Here is a 17217-nt window from a genome sequence, read left to right on the forward strand (position 1 = left end):
GATTATGCTCCTTTCCCTGTGATGTTCACTGTTGGGTTAATGATGCCGTATAGCAGGTCAACAATGGTGTTAGTTACTACGAAGATCAGGCCAACGAAGATAACGTATGCGGTAATCAGTGGTGTATCCACTCGGTTAATCGCTTCAAGGAATAGGAAGCCGGTACCCGGCCACTGGAATACAGTTTCAGTAAGAATGGTGTAAGCCACCATAGTACCGATTTGAACACCGCCTACCGTTAGTACTGGCAGCATTGTGTTCTTCAAAGCGTGTTGGTAGTAAATCTTGTTCAGCGCTAGGCCTTTTGCTTTACCAAACTTGATATATTCAGAGCTAAGAACCTCTAGCATTTCAGAGCGTACTAGACGAATGAACAGAGGCAGCATGATAGATGCTAGAGCAATACTCGGCAGCACTAAGTGTGCAAGGCCATCGAGCGTTAAGAAACCAGACTCCCAGCCAAACCAGTTTGCGGTCTCACCACGTCCAAACGACGGCAGCCAACCTAACTCAATAGAGAATACATACATCAACATGATTGCGGTTAAGAAAACAGGCACAGAAATGCCGATACTACTGCCCGCCATCACCAGTTTAGTGAAGAAGCTTTTTGGGTGTATTGCAGAATAAACGCCAAGTGGAATCGACAGACAAACAATGATCAGAGAAGCGCCGAACACAAGCTCAAGCGTTGCGACTAGTTTATCTAAGATTACGTCCACAGCTGGGCGTTTAAAGAAATATGAAGTACCAAGATCACCTTGTAGAGCTGCGCCCACAAAGCGAGTGTATTTTGTAATGAAGGGATCATTTAAGCCGAGTTCATCACGCAGCGCTTGACGCTCCGATTCTGAAACAGATTGACCGACTAACTCACGCAACGGGTCGCCCAGGTTATCCTGAATGGCAAACGCCACCAAACTGATCACAAACATCACTATCAGTGCCTGAAACAGGCGCTTGACCAGAAACGTAACCATTCCTTGCCCCTTATCTATCCATGACTATCTAGTCGAAATCCGCGACTAGATAACAAAATTCAGTCTTAAAAAAGGTATTTAGCCAGACTGAAGGAAGACCAAATACCGAAACTTAAATCTATATCTTAATAATTTGAGAGCCTGAAAAGCTTCAGGCTCTCGATTCTAGCAAGCTAGATTATTTTACAACTAGGTCGCCGAAGTAAGGCATAACCATTGGGTTTACTACGTCTGCTGCACCTACGTTAGACTTCGCGCCCCACGCTTCACTTTGCCAGTGTAGCGGTACGAATGCTGCGTCGTTGTAAAGTGTTGCTTCAACGCCTTTCAGCATTTCAGCACGCTTAACTGGGTCAGTTTCAGTGTTAGAAGCTTCTACGATCGCATCCATTTCTGGGTTTGAGTAGCCAGAACAGTTGTATTGACCACGGCCAGTCTCTTCGTTACGAGTCATAGTTAGGAACTCGTTGAAGTTAGCTGAATCTTCTGTATCTGAGTGCCAGCCGATCATCATCATGTCTGCTGAACATAGGTCAAACTCAGGCCAGTACTGTGCTTTAGGCATAGTTTTAAGATCAACTTTGATACCAATCTTAGACAGCATTGCCGCAGACGCTTGCGCTACTTTCGCATCGTTCACGTAACGGTTGTTTGGAGCCATCATAGTTAGCGTAAAGCCATCTTCGTAGCCCGCTTCTTTCATCAGCTCTTTCGCTTTTTTCAGATCGTAACGAGGAACTAGGTCTTCGTTGTGACCCGCGTAGCCTGTTGGGCTTTGCTGACCAGCTGCTGTTGCGAAGCCTTTCATGATCTTCTTAACGATACCTTCGTTGTTGATTGCGTGAACAATCGCCTGACGAACGCGAACATCTTTAAGTGCTTCGTTGCTGTTTTGGTTCATTTGGAACGTGATGATACGAGTACCAGGTAGCGTCACTAGATCGATGTTCTTAGCGTTTTTAACACGCTTGTGATCGTTTGGTGCTACTGGGTGAATCATATCAACGTCGCCAGAAAGAAGTGCTGCAACACGTGTCGCGTCTTCTTTGATTGGCACAAGTGTTAGCTTGTCTACGTTGCCTTCAGTTTCTGTGTCCCAGTAATCGTTGAAACGCTCGAACGTTACTTTAACGCCTTGCTCACGCTGCGTTACGATAAATGGACCAGTACCTGAAACGTTAGTCGAAGCAAACGAGTTACCGTGCTTAACTAGCTCAGACTTGTCTTTACCTTCCGCTGTTTGGCCAGAGTAGAACTTGCTGTCCATTGGGAAGATGTAAGTTGCTGTTTGTAGTACTAGTGGGTAAGCCGCTTTTGATACTAGCTCAACTGTGTAGTCATCCACTTTTACCATTTTTTCGTATGGCGTGAAGATAGACTTAAAGTCTGGAGAAGCTTGTAGACGTTCAAAAGTCCACACAACATCATCAGCAGTCAGTTCGTTACCAGAATGGAATTTCACACCTTTACGTAGGTTGAAGCGGAAAGTCGTTTCATCAACACGCTCCCAGCTAGATGCTAGGCGGCCTTCAAAATCCATCTCTTGAGTGAAACGTACTAGAGGGTCAAACACCATGTGAGACATTTGCAGTGTGCCACCAGACAGCTGCTCGTGCGGGTCAAGTGATACTGGGTCAGCTGCGTAGCCAACGGTAATATCTGCTGCTGCTGCACTAAAGCTTAGGCCAGCTGCCATTAAAGCTACTGCTAATTTGCTTTTCATGGTTTTCATTGCATAACTCCTTCATGCGGGAATCCAGATCCCTAGTTGTTGTATTTGCGTCTGTTTATTGTTGTTAGCAAGCTAAACTCCAGCCTGCTGATTTTTATACCGCGGCTTGTGCCACTGCTTTTTCTTCTCTTAAGCCTGTAAATTCAGGCATTAAAGAAATCAGTTGTTTGCTGTATTCATGCTGAGGTGATTGGAACAGCTGCTCCGTTGGCGCAACCTCCAATAATGTCCCCATCTGCATCACACCAACACGGTCACACATTTGGCGAATAACCGGTAGATCGTGACTGATGAACAGCATGGTTAGGTTTAGCTCGTCTTGTAAGTCTTTTAGTAGGTTAAGAATCTGAGCCTGTACCGACACGTCCAGTGCCGATGTTGGTTCATCACAAATCAAAAGACGTGGGCGAGTCGCCAAAGCGCGAGCGATAGAAATACGCTGACGTTGACCACCTGAGAATTCGTGTGGGTACTTCACCCCAGCCATTTTGCCTAAACCCACGTGCTCTAGCAGGTCGTTCACGATCTGACGAGTTTCATTTTCGTTGCGAGTAAGCTTATGGAATCGGATAGGTTCAGCAATGATGTCGAATATCTTCATTCGAGGGTTCATTGATGTGTAAGGGTTTTGGAAAACCATCTGCATTTGACGACGCATAGGGCGACGTTCTTTTTCAGATTTCAGACCAGTAAGATCAACGCCTTCAAACGTTACCTTGCCTGAGTTTGGTGCGTACAAGCCAGCAATCACACGAGCAATCGTTGATTTACCTGAACCTGATTCACCTACTAAACCAAACGTCTCACCTTCATGCACTTCAAAGCTCACGTTGTTTGATGCTTGAACGTACTCACGACGGCTCTCAAAGAAAGAATCTTTGGTAGTAAAGCGTAAGTTTACGTTCTCAACGTTCAACAGAGGGCCAGTGTAATCACGGTGATCTTGGCTTTGACCTAACCAGTGGTTCTTCACATCCAATGGTTCCATCTCTTGTGCTTCTTCGATGTAGCTAACAAGAGGGAAACGATCGAGTTTGCGATCCGAACGAGGAACCGCAGAGATAAGACTATGTGTATATGGGTGCTCAGGAGTACCCAGAACTTTCGCTGTTGGGCCAAACTCAACTAAGTCACCACGATACATAACGGCTACGCGGTCGGTAACGTTAGATACCACGCCCATGTCGTGCGTGACCAACATGCAACCTACGTTCTTCTTAATACATAGGTCGCGAATCAAACCCAAGATCTGGTCTTGGATAGAAACATCCAGTGCTGTTGTTGGTTCATCTGCGATGATTAGGTCAGGTTCACCTGCCAATGCGATCGCGATAACCACACGCTGACGCATACCGCCAGAGAATTGGTGAGGGTACTGCTTTAAACGGTTTTCTGGTTGTGGGATACCCACTTGGTTCATCAAGTCTAATGAGCGCTGGTAGGCTTCTTGATCCGAAACCTTCATGTTGGCATGAATCGTCTCTTTTAACTGCTGTTCTACTGTGAATAGAGGGTTAAGAGAAGTCATTGGGTCTTGGAAGATAAAACCAATCTTTGAGCCGCGAACAGAACGCATCTGTTCAGGAGATAAACCAGAGACTTTTTCGCCATCCAGAAATACCTCGCCGCTAGCAATGCGGCCAGGAGGGCTCAGCAAATCGATCACAGCATTACCTACTGTTGATTTACCTGCACCAGACTCGCCTACAACACCAACAATCTCACCACGTTCAATGTTGAACGAAAGTGATTTAACTGCGGCGTGAACTCCATGGCGAGATGGGTATTCGATACGAAGATTTTTTACTTCTAAAAGTGACATTACCAGACCTCTACTGCTTTGGCAGCTTTCTGCCCTGTCTGCAAAATTGAATCCATTCTTACCAGAATATTGTTCTGATATTTTATACGGTTGACAATTTGGCAAATAATTCACAGAAAAGCAACAAAAATAGGATAAAAAGTCGACATTAAACGCTTAGCAAGCAAAAGTGCCACATAACTATTCACCAAAAGAGCATATAGTAAGAAAAATCAACATTATATTATCGGCAAGAAATACTCACAAACTCCTTACCACTACTTACTTGTAGAGTTAAATCCGTGCTTCAAAGCAGATCTCACTACCAGTCACTAAAAACAAATAATTATTCCAAAAAACAATTAACACTATAGAAACAAGCGCTAATTTTGTTAATTTGAACAAATAAAACAACCAGATAAACGTTAATTAGCCATACATTTAACCATCTGTATTATTTTGGTAAATACAAAACAGACAAACGAAAGGCCTAATAAATCAGAGGAGTTTTTGAACGACCAAATGCGTACAAAGCTGTCAAATTCAGGCCTTAGTGAGCAAATTTAGGGTCAGGTTTCACTTTTCATAAAAGTCTTTAGACCAAACCCATTAATATGTCGAATTATTGAGCACTCCATTTATATAAAATTAGATATAGAACTGTACATTTGATAAAGAAAGCAACTCTGTAGCAGCACCATTATCAAGCAGATCGTTAGGAATCTGTCTTATATAAGAAGGGGAGATAGATGTAAGAAGCCCCGTCATTTCTGACGCGGACGGCTAGTTGAGGCTTCTTAAGTGATCAGTGAAGAGACATTCTTTGAACATCAGGCGAACCCCACTCTGTTCAAGTTATCTAAGTTTCAGACGTAAAAAAGCCCCGTCATTTCTGACGAGGCTTCTTAAGGTGGTCGGTGAAGAGGGATTCGAACCCCCGACCCTCTGGTCCCAAACCAGATGCGCTACCAAGCTGCGCTATTCACCGAGACGTTTCGTTTGATTTCTCAAACTGGGAACTTCAAAGAAGCTACCAAAATTAATGGGGTGGCTAACGAGATTCGAACTCGCGACCACCGGAATCACAATCCAGGGCTCTACCAACTGAGCTATAGCCACCACTAATTTTTTATATAACCGCTTAACAAGCGATTATTGAAATAGTGGTCGGTGAAGAGGGATTCGAACCCCCGACCCTCTGGTCCCAAACCAGATGCGCTACCAAGCTGCGCTATTCACCGACTAATTTTGTATCGACTCTTGGGAATAATGAATCAACACTGGAAGCCGAAGCTACCGATATTTTGTAAAGAAAGAATGGGGTGGCTAACGAGATTCGAACTCGCGACCACCGGAATCACAATCCAGGGCTCTACCAACTGAGCTATAGCCACCATTATTTCTTTTTTGCCAATTTCTCACTTACCGAAGTAAGAGACCGGATGGCGCGCCTGAAAGGATTCGAACCTTCGGCCTTTGGCTCCGGAGGCCAACGCTCTATCCAGCTGAGCTACAGGCGCATGCCCTGTCGGCGGAGTGGAATAATACGTATATCACCCAATGCCGTCTAGTACTTTTTTAACTTTTTTCTCTGTTTGGTCTCTTTTTCGACAGTTAATATGTGATAAACCCCTTATTTGAGTACTACAACCCGCCACAGCTTATAAGTTGTTGTTTATTGCAACAACTTATCGGGATATAATCACCCATTATTTACATTGGTTTAACAGTTGCTCTTTGCTGGTTAAAGCCAAAACACCCTTCCAACACTATAAATTGGTAAGCATGTACTTACCTTGGGAATGTAAAGTGAGTTTAATGGATATGTCTCGTCGAATTTTAAGCGTTGTCATCGCAGTTTTAACCTTTTCAACTGGCGCAATGGCTGCAGGCCTAAGCGAAGCGGAGCACGATGCAATTGCTGAACGCATCAAACCAGTTGGCCAAGTTTACCTAGTCGGCAGCGAGCCAGTAGCCGCAGAACCAACAGGCCCTCGTGATGGCGCAGCAGTTTACGGTACCTTTTGTATCGCTTGTCACGCATCTGGCGTAAGTGGCGCACCTAAAACAGGTGATGCTGGTGACTGGGGTCCTCGCATTGCTCAAGGTCGCGACATTCTAGCTGACCACGCAATCAACGGCTTCAATGCGATGCCAGCGAAAGGTTCATGTATGGATTGTTCAGACGACGAAATCAAAGATGCTATCGAGCACATGATTGCCGGTCTGTAATTAAAAATGCCAGATTCAGAAAAGGTGACCTCATGGTCACCTTTTTTATTGGCTTCTATATAGTGCGATTAAAGTAGGGCATTACTTCTTGTTGAACATCGCTCGAATATTCGCAATGTGCGCCTGCCCTTTTTCCATTCTTTCTTCAGCGGATTGAGGCTTCTTAACGCTTTCCCACTCCACATCATCGTGCGGCAGCTCATCGAGGAAGCGGCTTTGTGTTGGCTTTATTAATTCACCATATTGACGACGTTCACGACACTTAGTAAAAGTCAGCTCTTTCTGCGCTCGAGTAATCCCCACATACATAAGACGACGTTCTTCTTCTACGTTGCCCTCATCGACACTGGTTTGGTGCGGCAAGATGCCCTCTTCTGCACCCATCAGGAATACATATGGGAACTCTAGACCTTTCGATGCATGCAATGTCATTAATTGGACTTGATCTGCATCGTCATCATCCTCACCACGCTCCATCATATCGCGCAGCGTTAAACGTTGAACCACCTCGCGCAGGGTTTTCTCTTCTTTATCGTAGTTGTCACCCTCAAGATCGGCCACAATCCAGCTATACAGATCAGAGACGTTCTTCATTCGCATTTCAGCGGCTTTCGGGCTCGCTGAGGTTTCGTACAACCAATCTTCGTAGTTGATGTCACGAACCAAAGAACGAACGGCTTCAACCGTATTACCACGCTCGGCATTGTCTGAGATACGAACAATCCAGTCACCGAAGCGGCGCAAATTTTCTAAACCACGCCCCGTCAGTGTCTGCTCTAAGCCCATCTCAAAGCTGGCTTCAAACAAGCTCTTGCCACGCATATTGGCGTAGCTGCCTAACTTCTCAAGCGTCACCGGACCAATCTCTCGGCGCGGTGTGTTTACAATACGTAGGAAGGCGTTGTCATCATCAGGGTTCACCAACACACGCAGGTAAGCCATGATGTCTTTAATCTCGGCTCTCGCGAAGAAAGAGGTACCGCCAGAGATCTTGTAAGGCACACGGTTCTGCATCAGCGCTTTTTCAATTAAGCGCGATTGGTGGTTACCACGGTAAAGCACCGCGTAATCTTTGTACTCAGTACGGTTCAAAAACTTGTGGGCGATGATCTCGCCGGTAATACGCTCTGCTTCATGCTCTTCATTCTTAGCATTCAGTACCTTGAGCTTTTCACCGTCTGGGATCTCTGAGAACAGTGACTTTTCATAAACGTGTGGGTTGTTGGCGATCAAGATGTTCGCCGCACGTAAGATTCGACTGGTTGAACGATAGTTTTGCTCGAGTTTGATCAAACGAAGATTCGGATAGTCCTCACCCAGCAACACCAAGTTTTGCGGTTTTGCACCACGCCATGAATAGATAGATTGGTCATCGTCACCTACTACTGTCAAGCGACCACGCTCTCCCACCAGTAAACGAACCAACTCATATTGGCTGGTGTTGGTATCTTGGTATTCATCGACCAGTAAATAGCGGATACGCGACTGCCAGCGCTCACGCACCTCTTGATTGGTTTTCAGTAGTAATACAGGCATCGCGATCAGATCATCAAAATCGAGTGCGTTGTATGCCTTCATCTGTTTCTGGTACATCTCAAAACAGAATGCAAACAACTGCTCTTGTTCGCCTTGAGCACGTGCTTTCGCCTGATCTGGCGTCAGCATGTCATTTTTCCAATTCGAAATGGTGCTCATTAAAGCGCGTAGCAAATCCTTATCACCATCGATCTGTCTCTCTGTTAACTCTTTTAACAAAGCTAACTGGTCTTGGTCATCAAACAGAGAGAAACCCGCTTTCAAACCCAGCGCTTTGTATTCACGGCGAATGATGGTTAAGCCCATGGTATGAAAAGTCGAAACAATCAGCCCTTTCGATTCGCCCTTACCTAGAGTTTGCCCAACACGCTCTTTCATCTCGCGTGCCGCTTTATTAGTAAAGGTCACCGCCGCAATATTACGCGCCTTATAGCCACATTCCTGAACCAGATAAGCAATTTTATTGGTGATAACACGTGTTTTACCGGATCCAGCGCCCGCTAATACTAAGCAGGGGCCCGAAACATATTTCACGGCTTCATCTTGTCTTGGGTTCAGTTTCATTTGATTCTCAGTTTGGTCTAGAGGGGCGAATTCAATTGCGCGCCTATAATAATGCTGCAACAGCACGAATGCTACGTTCTCTTATACAAGATTTTTACGCTGATTATGTAAAACTTTGTTGCACATGTGTGTGGTTATTAGGCTATAATGAATGAACGTTCATTCATTGGTGGTTGAAATATGACAACTCATGCACCTCGGGATAAACGCCAGCAAATACTTTCTGCAGCTGAAAAGCTAATTGCAGAGGTCGGTTTCCAAGGCCTTTCAATGCAAAAATTAGCCAAAGAAGCGGGAGTGGCTGCAGGCACTATCTATCGCTACTTCGATGATAAAGAGCATTTGATAGAAGATGTTCGAATGCTCGTGACTCAAAGAGTAGCTGATGCTGTTCAACAAGGGGTTAATGATTCGGATCCAATTAAACAACGCTACCGTACTATGTGGTTGAACATATGGAACTTAGCAGGAACGAATTTAGCCGCAATAAAAAATCGGGTTCAGTATGACTCTCTACCCATCACAAATAGCCTAAACTTCAGGGAACTAGAACGTAAAATGTTTGCCCAAGTTGAGCTGCTATTTAATGAGGGGAAAGAACAAGGATTGTTTAAACCACTTAACAATGAAGTATTAGGTGGATTGAGCTTGGCGGCTAGTGTTTCTCTAGCACGCAAGCATTCTTTAGGATTTTACCAACTTGATGAGGCAGAACTAGAATCTGCAATCGAAGCCAGTTGGGACGCAATAATTAAACACTAGATCGGAGTTTTGACCATAATGAAAAAGTGGACTTTCTTCATGTTACTCATCGCTGTACTACTTTTCGGCAGCGTTATTGGGTTTAACATGTTCAAACAACAAAAAATTGCTGAGTATATGGCCAACCGCCCTGAACCAGAGTTTCCAGTAACGGTAACTGAAGTTCAGCCGATCGACTGGGTTCCAGTGATTGAAGCTATCGGCTTCATCGAACCTAACCAAGGTGTGACACTAGCGAACGAAACCAGCGGTGTTATCGATCAAATTTCTTTCGAATCAGGTACTGAGGTTAAAAATGACCAACAACTGATCCGCCTTGATTCTGATGTAGAGAAAGCCAATCTAAAAAGCTCTGAGGCACGCTTACCGGCTGCTGAAGCTAAATACAAGCGCTACCAAGGGCTATTCAAGAAAGGCTCTATCTCTAAGGAAGCCTTCGATGAAGCAGAAGCTAATTTCTTATCGTTAGCGGCTGATATTGAAAGCCTTAAAGCATCGATTGCCCGTCGCGAGATCCGCGCTCCGTTTGACGGCACTGTCGGTATTCGTAATGTGTATCTAGGCCAATACCTACAATCTGGCACTGACATCGTTCGCCTAGAAGACACCAGTGTTATGCGCCTACGCTTCACTATTTCTCAAAATGACATCTCTCGTATTGAGGTTGGTCAGGCGATCGACATCTTCGTTGATGCATACCCAGAAAAACCGTTTAAAGGTTCTATTAGTGCCATTGAGCCTGCGGTTAGCATCCAAAGTGGTCTTATCCAAGTACAAGCCGATATCCCAAACAACGATGGTAAGTTACGTAGCGGTATGTTTGCGCGCGCTAACATCATTCTACCTAAACTAGCAAACCAAGTGACACTGCCTCAGACGGCCATCACTTTCACACTTTACGGTGACAATGTTTATATTTTACGTGAAGAAGATGGTGTGCAGCGTGTGAAACAACAAGTGGTGAAAGTAGGTGAACGTACAGAAAGTATTGCTCACATACTGGAAGGCGTAGAGCCTGGCGATGTTGTCGTGACAACGGGTCAAGTTCGTTTAAGTAACAATGCTAAAGTTCGAGTTGTAGAAAGTGATGCAACGACGCCGCCAGCTGAAACACCAATGCTGTAATTGGAGGAATCATGCGCTTTACTGATGTTTTTATTAAACGTCCAGTTCTGGCTATTTCAATCAGCTTTTTGATCGCATTGCTTGGCTTCCAAGCAATCTTCAAAATGCAGGTTCGTGAATACCCAGACATGACAAATACGATCGTGACGGTCACGACGAGCTATTACGGTGCCAGTGCCGATCTGATCCAAGGCTTTATAACTCAGCCATTAGAACAAGCGATCGCTCAAGCCGATAATATTGATTATATGACGTCGCAGTCCGTACTCGGTAGCTCGACTATTACGGTCAATATGAAGCTCAATACCGACCCGAATGCCGCGCTGTCGGATATCTTGGCCAAGACTAACTCGGTACGTTCTCAGCTTCCTAAAGAAGCCGAAGATCCAACCGTAACTATGTCTACCGGTTCAACAACGGCGGTACTCTACATTGGTTTTACGAGTGATGAACTCTCTGCAAGCCAAATTACCGACTACCTTGAGCGAGTGGTTAACCCACAACTGTTTACCGTTAATGGCGTATCAAAGGTCGACTTGTACGGCGGGATCAAATACGCATTACGTGTATGGCTTGATCCTTCCAAAATGGCAGCATTAAACCTGACAGCCACTGACGTGATGACGGTGCTTAATGCAAACAACTACCAATCAGCAACTGGCCAAGCAATTGGTGAGTTTATGCTGTACAACGGCAGTGCCAATACCCAAGTAACCAATACCGATGAATTAGAAAGGTTGGTGGTCAAAACCAGTCAAAATGGCGGTTCTATTGTTCGCTTAGGTGATATTGCTAAGGTTTCACTAGAAAAAAGCCACGATGTGGTTCGCGCAAGTGCTAATGGCAAACAAACGGTTGTAACCGCCATCAATGCAGCGCCAAGTGCTAACCCGATCAACATTGCTGCTGATGTTATGCAGCTGTATCCTGAGTTGGAGCGAAACCTACCAAGCAATATCAGCATGAATATCATGTATGACTCAACCATTGCGATTAATGAATCCATTCAAGAGGTTATACACACGATTGTTGAAGCCGCGCTGATTGTATTAGTGGTTATCACGCTATTCTTAGGCTCATTGCGTGCGGTTATCATTCCTATCGTAACCATCCCTTTATCGCTGGTTGGTGTTGCGATGGTGATGCAAGTCATGGGTTTCTCATGGAACTTAATGACGCTACTGGCGATGGTATTAGCAATCGGTCTAGTGGTTGATGATGCAATCGTAGTACTGGAAAACGTCGATCGACACGTCAAATTGGGGGAATCTCCTTTCAGGGCTGCCATCATTGGTACCCGTGAAATTGCAGTACCGGTTATTGCAATGACACTGACATTGGGCGCGGTTTATGCCCCTATCGCAATGATGGGTGGTATCACAGGCTCGCTGTTTAAAGAGTTCGCATTAACCCTCGCTGGCGCGGTATTTGTTTCTGGAATCATCGCTTTAACACTGTCTCCAATGATGTGTTCAAAGCTGCTAAAAGAAAATGCACAGCCGAGTAAGTTTGAACTGAAGGTACACAGCGTACTTGATCGTATGACAGGCCGTTACTCTAAGATGCTGCATGCGATCATGGATCATCGTCCGGTTATCATTGGCTTTGCGGTCATTGTATTTTTAAGCTTGCCGATGCTGTTTAAATTCATCCCAAGTGAACTTGCCCCTGCAGAAGATAAAGGGGTGGTGATGATGATTGGTACTGGTCAATCAACGGCTAACCTAGACTACCTAAGTAACACGATGGATGACGTGAGCGGTATCTTGGTGACCCAGCCTGAAATCCAATACGCTCAATCCTTCACTGGTGTACCAAACTCAAACCAAGCATTTGGTATTGCCTCAATGGTGCCATGGAGTGAGCGCACGGCTAGCCAATCTGAGGTAACGAACCGTATCAGTGGATTGCTACAAGATATCCCAGGCATGGCAGTAACCGCGTTCCAAATGCCAGAGTTGCCGGGTGCCGGTTCTGGTCTACCACTCCAGTTTGTGATTACCACACCAAGCAGCTTTGAGAGCTTATTCGCTATCGCAACCGATATTTTAACGGATGTGAAAGATAGCCCTCTCTTTGTCTACTCTGACCTTGATTTGAACTACGATTCAGCAACGATGAAGATTCAAATTGATAAAGATATGGCGGGCGCTTATGGGGTAACGATGCAAGATATCGGTGTCACCCTAAGCACCATGATGTCGGATGGTTACGTTAACCGTATTGACCTCAACGGTCGTTCTTATGAAGTGATCCCTCAGGTTGAGCGTAAGTTCCGCTTAAACCCAGAGTCAATGAATCATTACTACGTTCGAGCCAGCAATGGTGATGCTGTTCCTCTCGGTAGCTTGGTAACAATTGATGTGGTGGCAGAGCCTCGCTCTCTTCCTCACTTCAACCAGTTGAACTCAGCGACGGTCGGTGCGGTTCCTATGCCGGGCGCGGCGATGGGTGATGCGGTAAACTGGTTTGAAAACATTGCCCAAACCAAATTACCTGCAGGCTATAACCATGACTACATGGGTGAGTCGCGTCAGTTTGTAACAGAAGGCAGCGCACTGTATGTGACGTTCGGTTTAGCACTGGCGATCATCTTCTTGGTTCTGGCGATTCAATTTGAGTCGTTAAAAGATCCATTGGTTATCATGGTGTCGGTGCCACTCGCAATATGTGGTGCATTGATTGCGCTCGCTTGGGGCGCAGCGACGATGAACATCTACTCGCAAGTGGGGCTGATTACCTTGGTTGGTCTGATTACCAAGCACGGTATCTTGATCTGTGAGGTAGCAAAAGAAGAGCAGCTGCATAATAAATTATCACGCAAAGAGGCGGTTATGGAGGCGGCAAGGGTACGTCTACGTCCAATCCTAATGACAACAGCGGCGATGATTGCAGGCCTGATCCCATTGATGTACGCCACGGGTGCAGGTGCAGCTCAGCGCTTTAGTATCGGTATTGTTATCGTTGCTGGTCTGGCGATTGGTACGCTGTTTACGCTGTTTGTTCTGCCGGTTATTTATAGCTACTTAGCCGAAAAACATAAACCAATTCCAGTTTTCCTCGAAGATAAAGATCTCGAGAAGCTGGCCCGTGTTGATGAAGCAAAAGCGGCGCACAGAGAATTAGCTAACAATAAGTAATTTCCCTGTCGTATTAACAATAAAAAGGCTACTTCGGTGGCCTTTTTTTGTACGCCATAGGCGACATCTTTGATGTGATTAAATAGAATAGTGATAAATATTCAGGAGTTTTAATTGATATGTTTGATCCAAAAAAACTAGAGCAAATTGCTAAGCAGATCCACGATTCTATGCCTCAACCAGTAAAAGAGCTTGGTTCAGACGTAGACCAAAAAGTTCGCCAAGTTATCCAAGGCCAACTCAACAAGCTAGACGTTGTGAGCCGTGAAGAGTTTGATGTTCAAACACAAGTACTGCTTCGCACTCGCCAGAAGCTCACTGAAATGGAACAAAAACTGGCTGAACTAGAAGCAAAGCTTTCAGACAAATAGTCATTTTTTTCAATCAGTTCAAGTTCGAATAAAGGCTTACCTTCGGGTAAGCCTTTATTTTTTCCTCAATCTATCAAGCCTTCACCGGTAAAATAGTTGCAAGCATAAAAAAGCCCCGAACAAATGTTCAGGGCTATTTTTATTCAGTGATGAACTGGAAGATTAACCGCCAACAGCGATACGCTTCATGTCGCTCATGTAGCTACGTAGCTCTTCACCAATGTATTCTACAGGGTGGTTACGGATAGCTTCGTTTACTTCAATTAGCTTAGCGTTATCAACTTGGTTAGATGTCTCACCTAGACCACGGCCGATGACGTCCGTTGCTACTGAAGGCATGAACTTCTCACGTAGTAGCGGTGTTGCTACGTTAGCGAATAGGTAGTTACCGTACTCAGCAGTATCAGAGATTACAACGTTCATTTCGTAAAGACGCTTACGAGCAACTGTGTTTGCGATTAGTGGAAGCTCATGTAGAGATTCGTAGTAAGCAGACTCATCAATGATGCCTGATGCCGTCATAGCTTCGAATGCTAGCTCAACACCGGCACGAACCATAGCAACCATTAGGATACCGTTGTCGAAGTACTCTTGCTCTGAGATTTCTACGTCAGAAGCTGGGTAGTTTTCGAATGCAGTTTCGCCTGTCTCTTCACGCCAGCCTAGTAGGTTCACGTCATCGTTCGCCCAGTCAGCCATCATTGTGCTAGAGAAGTGACCAGAGATGATGTCATCCATGTGCTTGTTGTAAAGCGGACGCATTAGGTCTTTAAGCTCTTCAGAAAGCTCAAACGCTTTAACTTTAGCCGGGTTAGATAGGCGATCCATCATGTGAGTTACGCCACCAAACTTAAGTGCTTCAGTAATCGTTTCCCAACCGTATTGTAGAAGCTTGCCTGCGTAGCCAGGTTCGATGCCATCAGCAATCATCTTCTCGTAAGATACGATAGAACCCGCTTGTAGCATGCCACAAAGGATAGTTTGCTCACCCATCAGGTCAGATTTAACTTCTGCTACGAAAGAAGACTCTAGGCAACCTGCACGGTGACCACCAGTACCTGCAGCCCAAGCTTTAGCGATATCCCAACCTTCGCCTTTAGGGTCGTTTTCTGGGTGAACAGCGATAAGTGTTGGTACACCGAAGCCACGTTTGTACTCTTCGCGAACTTCAGAGCCTGGACACTTAGGTGCAACCATTACTACAGTAAGGTCAGCACGTAATTGCATGCCTTCTTCCACAACGTTGAAGCCGTGAGAGTAACCAAGAGCAGCGCCTTGCTTCATTAGAGGCATTACTGTTTCAACAACGTTTGTGTGTTGCTTATCAGGAGTAAGGTTGATTACTAGGTCTGCTTGAGGGATTAGCGTTTCGTAGCTACCCACAACAAAGCCGTTTTCATCAGCATTTTTGAATGATTGACGCTTTTCATCAATTGCCGCTTGGCGTAGAGCGTAAGATACGTCTAGACCAGAATCACGCATATTTAGACCTTGGTTTAGGCCTTGAGCACCACAACCAACAATTACGATTTTCTTACCTTCAAGGTATTCAGCTTCTGTCGCGAATTCTTCACGATCCATAAAGCGGCAACGACCTAATTGGTCTAGTTGTTCACGAAGGTTTAATGTATTGAAATAGTTAGCCATTCTAGGGCACTCCTTTAAAAATAAGTCCGTAAGGTCGATATCTCTCTATCGAATGACTTCATACTAAAACAGACACTCCGTTGCTGAAAGTGATATATTCACAATTAGTTATTGCAATAAATGCAACATGGAAACGATCGCAGAACATGAACATAAAATCTCTACAATTATTTATACATTTATGCGACAGCAAGAGTTTCAGCAAAACCGCTGCTGCTATGCACGTCAGTCCTTCAGCGCTGAGCCGTCAGATACAAAAGCTTGAAGAGGAAACAGGACAAGAACTGCTAATCAGAGACAACCGCAGTGTTGATCTTACCCCAGCAGGAAAACACCTATTGCCTGTAGCATTGAGCATCGTGGGAGAGTGGCAGCAATATAACCTTCACCTGAAGGGCGGAGAGCAAGAACTTAAAGGTGAGATCCGTATATTTTGTTCAGTAACGGCTAGCTACAGTCACCTACCTGAACTCATAACCGAATTTAGGGCTATTCATCCGTATATTGAATTTAAGCTCTCTACTGGTGATCCAGCTCAATCCATCGACAAGATCTTAAACGATGAAGCGGATATCGCGATTTCAGCAAAGCCAGACATCCTTCCTTCAAGGTTAGAATTCGAAACCATCAGCGATATTCCACTGTCAGTCATCATTCCATCTGGTGTGAGTAGCTTTAGCCAACAACTGCAATCCGATAAGCCAAACTGGAATGAAGTGCCCTTTATCATCCCAGAAGCAGGAACAGCGCGTGAACGAGCCAATGCATGGTTTAAAAAGATGAAGATAAAACCCAACATATACGCGCAAGTTTCTGGCCATGAGGCGATTGTAAGTATGGTGGCACTAGGATGTGGAGTTGGCATCGCACCTGATGTGGTCATAAACAACAGTCCAGTAAGAGATAAAGTTAGCCGCTTAAAGATAGAACCTATCAAGCCATTTGAGTTAGGCGTATGTTGTAAGCGAGCACAGCTAGATAACCCTCTAATTCGAGCGTTCTGGCAAGTTGCAGAAGGGAAATATTTAGCGGACTAGTCGTCATTGTTTTAAATACAAAAAAGGGAAGAGCACGTCAGTGCCCTTCCCCTTTTATTTATGTATATCGCAGATAAGAAAAAAGCCCGCTGATTTCTCAGCGGGCTTTCTAATGGTGGTGGAGGGATAGGGATTTGAACCCTAGAACCGCTATTAACGGTTGCCGGTTTTCAAGACCGGTGCTTTCGACCACTCAGCCATCCCTCCAAAAAATTGTCATCAACAGATTAGTACACTGTAGATGTTGTTACATGTATACACAGGTAACGATATTTAAAGCCTGGCGATGT

11 protein-coding genes and 6 tRNA genes are annotated in these 17217 nt (G+C 45.0%); 6 read left to right on the plus strand and 11 right to left on the minus strand.

Translation table 11 applies throughout. The features are described 5' to 3' along the window. Nucleotides 1-2 precede the first annotated feature (2 nt). From AB4154_RS01960 to AB4154_RS01995, 8 genes are all read right to left on the minus strand, one after another. Nucleotides 3-980, minus strand: coding sequence for an ABC transporter permease (locus tag AB4154_RS01960; protein WP_017060134.1), 978 nt, complete (start codon nucleotides 978-980; stop codon nucleotides 3-5). Between the two features lie 178 nt (nucleotides 981-1158). After that, nucleotides 1159-2712 (minus strand): ABC transporter substrate-binding protein, encoded by a 1554-nt coding sequence (locus AB4154_RS01965; RefSeq protein ID WP_017060133.1) that lies wholly within the window; start codon nucleotides 2710-2712, stop codon nucleotides 1159-1161. A 94-nt stretch (nucleotides 2713-2806) separates the two neighbouring features. Then, nucleotides 2807-4534, minus strand: coding sequence for an ABC transporter ATP-binding protein (locus AB4154_RS01970; RefSeq protein ID WP_017060132.1), 1728 nt, complete (start codon nucleotides 4532-4534; stop codon nucleotides 2807-2809). A gap of 890 nt (nucleotides 4535-5424) precedes the next feature. After that, nucleotides 5425-5501: transfer RNA gene (locus tag AB4154_RS01975), tRNA-Pro, on the minus strand. 55 nt (nucleotides 5502-5556) lie between these two features. Further along, a tRNA-His gene (locus AB4154_RS01980) sits at nucleotides 5557-5632 on the minus strand. 45 nt (nucleotides 5633-5677) lie between these two features. Beyond that, nucleotides 5678-5754: transfer RNA gene (locus tag AB4154_RS01985), tRNA-Pro, on the minus strand. A gap of 77 nt (nucleotides 5755-5831) precedes the next feature. Beyond that, nucleotides 5832-5907, minus strand: a tRNA-His gene (locus tag AB4154_RS01990). Nucleotides 5908-5956: 49 nt separating this feature from the next. After that, nucleotides 5957-6033, minus strand: a tRNA-Arg gene (locus AB4154_RS01995). Nucleotides 6034-6331: 298 nt separating this feature from the next. Here AB4154_RS01995 and AB4154_RS02000 point away from each other — a divergent pair. Continuing rightward, nucleotides 6332-6745 carry a cytochrome c5 family protein gene (locus AB4154_RS02000; protein ID WP_017063036.1) on the plus strand — a complete coding sequence of 138 codons (414 nt, stop codon included), beginning with the start codon at nucleotides 6332-6334 and terminating at the stop codon, nucleotides 6743-6745. Between the two features lie 81 nt (nucleotides 6746-6826). On the opposite strand, the gene rep is transcribed toward AB4154_RS02000, so the two are convergent. Further along, nucleotides 6827-8845: a DNA helicase Rep gene (rep, locus tag AB4154_RS02005; RefSeq protein WP_017061960.1), complete on the minus strand. Its 2019-nt coding sequence runs from the start codon at nucleotides 8843-8845 to the stop codon at nucleotides 6827-6829. Nucleotides 8846-9025: 180 nt separating this feature from the next. Between rep and AB4154_RS02010 the strand changes: the two genes are divergently transcribed. The 4 genes from AB4154_RS02010 (at nucleotide 9026) to ubiK (ending at nucleotide 14243) form a co-directional block, all read left to right on the plus strand. Continuing rightward, nucleotides 9026-9607 (plus strand): TetR/AcrR family transcriptional regulator, encoded by a 582-nt coding sequence (locus AB4154_RS02010; protein ID WP_017061961.1) that lies wholly within the window; start codon nucleotides 9026-9028, stop codon nucleotides 9605-9607. Between the two features lie 18 nt (nucleotides 9608-9625). Continuing rightward, nucleotides 9626-10732, plus strand: a complete 1107-nt coding sequence (locus AB4154_RS02015; RefSeq protein ID WP_017069625.1) for an efflux RND transporter periplasmic adaptor subunit — start codon at nucleotides 9626-9628, stop codon at nucleotides 10730-10732. 11 nt (nucleotides 10733-10743) lie between these two features. Further along, nucleotides 10744-13872, plus strand: a complete 3129-nt coding sequence (locus AB4154_RS02020) for a multidrug efflux RND transporter permease subunit (RefSeq protein ID WP_017061963.1) — start codon at nucleotides 10744-10746, stop codon at nucleotides 13870-13872. Between the two features lie 119 nt (nucleotides 13873-13991). Beyond that, nucleotides 13992-14243 (plus strand): ubiquinone biosynthesis accessory factor UbiK, encoded by a 252-nt coding sequence (gene ubiK / locus AB4154_RS02025; protein WP_017061964.1) that lies wholly within the window; start codon nucleotides 13992-13994, stop codon nucleotides 14241-14243. Between the two features lie 162 nt (nucleotides 14244-14405). Here the strand turns inward: ubiK and ilvC are convergent, their stop codons facing one another. Continuing rightward, entirely contained in the window at nucleotides 14406-15890 is a 1485-nt protein-coding gene (ilvC, locus tag AB4154_RS02030; RefSeq protein WP_017061965.1) for a ketol-acid reductoisomerase, read from the minus strand. 146 nt (nucleotides 15891-16036) lie between these two features. On the opposite strand from ilvC, the gene ilvY reads away from it, so the two are divergent. After that, a complete protein-coding gene (gene ilvY / locus AB4154_RS02035) occupies nucleotides 16037-16927 on the plus strand; it encodes an HTH-type transcriptional activator IlvY (protein WP_017061966.1) in 891 nt (296 codons plus the stop codon). A 116-nt stretch (nucleotides 16928-17043) separates the two neighbouring features. Here the strand turns inward: ilvY and AB4154_RS02040 are convergent. Next, nucleotides 17044-17134: transfer RNA gene (locus AB4154_RS02040), tRNA-Ser, on the minus strand. Nucleotides 17135-17217: the final 83 nt, after the last annotated feature.

Origin of the sequence: Vibrio sp. 10N.286.51.B11 (assembly GCF_041469245.1) — a bacterium.
Lineage (GTDB): Bacteria > Pseudomonadota > Gammaproteobacteria > Enterobacterales > Vibrionaceae > Vibrio > Vibrio crassostreae_C.